General features: G+C 66.6%; 4 protein-coding genes. 3 read left to right on the top strand and 1 reads right to left on the bottom strand.

Going from position 1 to position 3,538, the window contains the following annotated elements; genetic code table 11:
- Together FJ251_14550 and bcrD are read left to right on the top strand one after the other, a co-directional pair.
- A partial coding sequence (locus tag FJ251_14550) for a hypothetical protein (GenBank protein MBM4118923.1) occupies nucleotides 1-529 on the top strand: 529 nt, incomplete at its 5' end.
- On the top strand, nucleotides 526-1,365 hold the full coding sequence (bcrD, locus tag FJ251_14545; protein ID MBM4118922.1) for a benzoyl-CoA reductase subunit D: 840 nt from the start codon (nucleotides 526-528) through the stop codon (nucleotides 1,363-1,365). The genes FJ251_14550 and bcrD, both read left to right, overlap by 4 nt.
- A 3-nt stretch (nucleotides 1,366-1,368) precedes the next feature.
- Here the strand turns inward: bcrD and oah are convergent, their stop codons facing one another.
- The gene (gene oah, locus FJ251_14540) at nucleotides 1,369-2,499 is read right to left on the bottom strand and encodes a 6-oxocyclohex-1-ene-1-carbonyl-CoA hydratase (GenBank protein MBM4118921.1); all 1,131 of its coding nucleotides are present in this window, start codon (nucleotides 2,497-2,499) and stop codon (nucleotides 1,369-1,371) included.
- 194 nt (nucleotides 2,500-2,693) lie between these two features.
- Between oah and FJ251_14535 the strand changes: the two genes are divergently transcribed.
- Complete coding sequence (locus tag FJ251_14535) at nucleotides 2,694-3,470, top strand: TIGR00266 family protein (protein ID MBM4118920.1); 777 nt, start codon at nucleotides 2,694-2,696, stop codon at nucleotides 3,468-3,470.
- The last annotated feature ends 68 nt before the right edge of the window (nucleotides 3,471-3,538 follow it).

Genomic DNA, 3,538 nt, shown 5'->3' with positions numbered 1-3,538 from the left:
CCCCATGAAAGCGATCCAGGTCGACGAGCACGGGATCGTCGACTCCTTCCAGATGAACGACCGCTGCGCTGCGGGTACCGGTCGCTACCTCGGCTACATCGCAGACGAGTTGAACCTCGCTCTCCACCAGCTGGGACCGCTTGCCTCCCAGTCCAGGCGACCACTGAGCATTTCGAGTACCTGCACGGTTGGGGCCGGTACCGAGTTCCGGGAGAAGCTTGCGCTCGGCCACCGCCGAGAGGACATCCTCGCCGGCCTGCACCGGGCGATCATCCTGCGGGCGATGTCGCTCCTCGCCCGCTCAGGGGGCATCCGCCAGGAGTTCACCTTCACCGGCGGCGTCGCCAAGAACGGGGCGGCCGTCGGGCAGCTGCGCAAGCTGGTCGACGAGCATTACGGGCGGGAGATCGCTCTCAACATCCACAGCGACTCGATCTACACCGGGGCGGTGGGGGCGGCGCTGTTCGCCAAACGCAAGAGCGAGCGCCCCGAGACGGCGCCGACCGCGCTCAAAGGAGAGCCAACATGAGCTTGACGGCAGGCATCGACGTCGGCACCAGCGCGGTCAAGGTGGTGGTCCTGCAGGTGAACGCGGACGGGTGCACGGAGCTCGCCAAGGACGCGGAAAGGATCCGGCGCCGCGATCTTCGGGACGTGGTCGGCGAAGTGTTCGAGCGTGCGCTGGCGACCGCCCGCCTCGATCGAGAGCGCGTGGACTACGTCGCCTCCACCGGAGACGGCGACCCCGTTGACTTCCGCACCGGCCACTTCTACGGCATGACCACACACGCCCGTGGCGCCCTGCACTTGATGCCGCGCTGCCGCTCCGTCCTCGATGCGGGCGCGCTGCATGGGCGTGTGATGCGCATCGACGAGCGATCGCGGGTGCTGCACTACGCGATGACAAAAAAGTGCGCTTCGGGCAGCGGTCAGTTCCTGGAGAATATCAGCCGCTATCTGGGCATTGGTCTGGACGAAGTAGGACCGCTCTCGTTGCGGGGAGAAGCGCCGGAACTGGTCAGCGGCATCTGCGCCGTGCTGGCCGAGACGGACGTCATCAACATGGTGTCCCGGGGCATCACGACCGCCAACATCCTGAAAGGGATCCACATCTCGATGGCCAGCCGTTTCGTCAAGTTGTTGCGGCGCGTCGGTGCGGAGTATCCCCTGGCGATCACCGGCGGCCTGGCCCGGGACGAGGGCTTCGTCAAGGCGATCGGCGAAGGGCTGGCGGCCGAAGGTGAACCCGCAGCAATCATCACCCATGCGCATTCCATCCACGCGGGTGCCTATGGTGCGGCGCTCTGGGGAGCGTACCGGCACGAGAAGCTGCTGGCGCAGCGCATGGCCCCAAGTGCAGGGTGAATCTCAGGCCTGCGGCTTGGCGAGAACGGCGGCGAAGAGCTCCTCGTCGAGGGGATGGCCGGCGGCGATTAGCTGTCGGTACCGCACGAAGTCGATGGTGTCGCGCCCCGTGAGCTTCTTGGCGTTGAAGGCGGAGAAGCCGAGGAAGGCCTCCCCGCTCATGTTCGCCGCCAGCCAATGCCGGTTGGGCAGCTTGGCCTGATCCCAGAAGAACTTCTTCTTCGCGCGGATGCCGTCGATGGACTTGATCAGGCAGGCGGGAAAGAGGTTCGTGAATCGCCAGACGATGGCATCCACCTCCCGGTCCAGCGGCGAGAGGTCGATGGTACCAGCCTGGAGTCGCTCCTTTGCCGCCGCGGCTGCCGCCCCGCGCTTCATCTCACCGTAGACGATGTCGCCGTCGTCGACGTAGCGGTCGGTGATCACCAGCGGATTGCGCTGGAACTCGCCGTCGATCGTAAGGACGGGTACGGCCTTGGTGATCAGCCCTTTCATCTGCATCTTGTAGGCGCTCCACATCTCGCAGGAGACGCAGTTCCACATCGCGTTCTCGGCAGTGAGCATCCAGGGCAGGAAATCCGTGGCGCCGCCGTCGGGCGCGGAGCCGTGCTTCGGCCCAGCCTGACCGAACACGGCGAGGTCCGAGGCGATGGTGAGGTCGCAGGCCATGCCGATTTCCTGGCCGCCCGCCACGCGCATGCCGTTGACCCGGCAGAGCGTGGGTTTCTTGCAGTTCAGGATGGCGTCCACCATCGTATTGAAGAGGTCCATGTACTCTCCGTACTCGTGGGGACGCTGGCTGTAGTACTCGGCGTACTCCTTCGTGTTGCCGCCAGTGCAGAAGGCGCGGTCGCCGACGGCCGTGAAGATGGCGGCAACGACGCTGCGATCCTGGGAAGCCGCCTGGAAACCGGCGATGACACCCTTGACCATCTCCGTGGTGTAGCTGTTGAACTGGGTAGGGTTGTTCAGCGTGATCCAGGCTGTGTAGAGACCTGCAATGGGTCTTCCCTCCGGATCCGTCAATGGCCGGCGCTCGTAAAGCGTGCAGGGCGCGCTGGTCCCCCAGTGCTCCTTGCCGAAGAGCGCATGGTCCTTGAGCGCGCTATCGCGGGGTAGCCAGTCGAGCGACATCTTCGCCTCCTCACGCGGGGAAGGGGGTACTGCGTAGGGCAACGGCGCCGCGAACGGCCCAGCGCCGTCGCGCGCGCGATGCGCGCCAGTGTAGCGCAAGCCCCGGCAAAGGGCAAATGCGAGCGGCGTCTGGGCATTGCCAGGCGCCGGGCGGCGGGCTATGCTGTCAGTGGACACCGGCTGGGAGGAACCCCATGGCGCATGAGATCGACTACGTCGTCAAGGGCGACGACATGCAGGCCCTGATCGTCACGCTGGACCCGGGCGAGGCGGTGCACGCCGAAGCGGGCGCGCTGCTCTACCTCGAGGACGGCATCCTCATGGAGACCTCCACCCAGGGCGGCCTGATGAAGGGCCTCAAGCGCGCGATCGTGGGCGAGAGCTTCTTCATCACCACCTTCGAGAACCAGGGCCGCCAGCGGCGGGACGCGGCCTTCGCCGCGCCCTATCCGGGCAAGATCATCCCGCTCGACCTCGGGCAGACCGGCACCTGGCTCTGCCAGCGCGACGGCTACCTGTGCAGCGCCTACGGCATCGAGATCTCGATCGCCTTCCAGAAGCGCCTCGGCGCCGGCCTCTTCGGCGGCGAGGGCTTCATCCTCCAGCGCCTGGCGGGCGACGGGCTCGCCTTCATCCACGCGGGCGGCACGGTGCTCGAGCGCGACCTACAGGTTGGCGAGACCCTGCGCGTGGACACGGGCTGCCTGGTGGCCTTCCAGGAGAGCGTAGACTACGACATCCAGTTCATCGGGGGCTTCAAGAACGCCCTCTTCGGCGGCGAGGGCCTCTTCTTCGCGCTGCTCAAGGGACCGGGCAAGGTCTTCCTGCAGACCCTGCCCTTCAGCCGCCTGGCCGACCGCATCATCAAGGCGAGCAGCCTGGCGCCCGGCGGTGGCCGCGACGAATCGCGCGGCCTCGGCGGCCTCGGCGGCGGCCTGCTCAAGGGCCTGATCAGCGGCGACCGGTCGTAGGCCTCGCCCTGACTGTGGTAGAGAATCCCGAAGGAGCCGAGCACAGAGGTCACGAGGCGACAAGTTAT

It is taken from the genome of bacterium (genome assembly GCA_016873475.1).
In the GTDB taxonomy this organism is placed as follows: domain Bacteria; phylum Krumholzibacteriota; class Krumholzibacteriia; order JACNKJ01; family JACNKJ01; genus VGXI01.
This window is presented reverse-complemented; position numbering and strand designations above follow the sequence as displayed.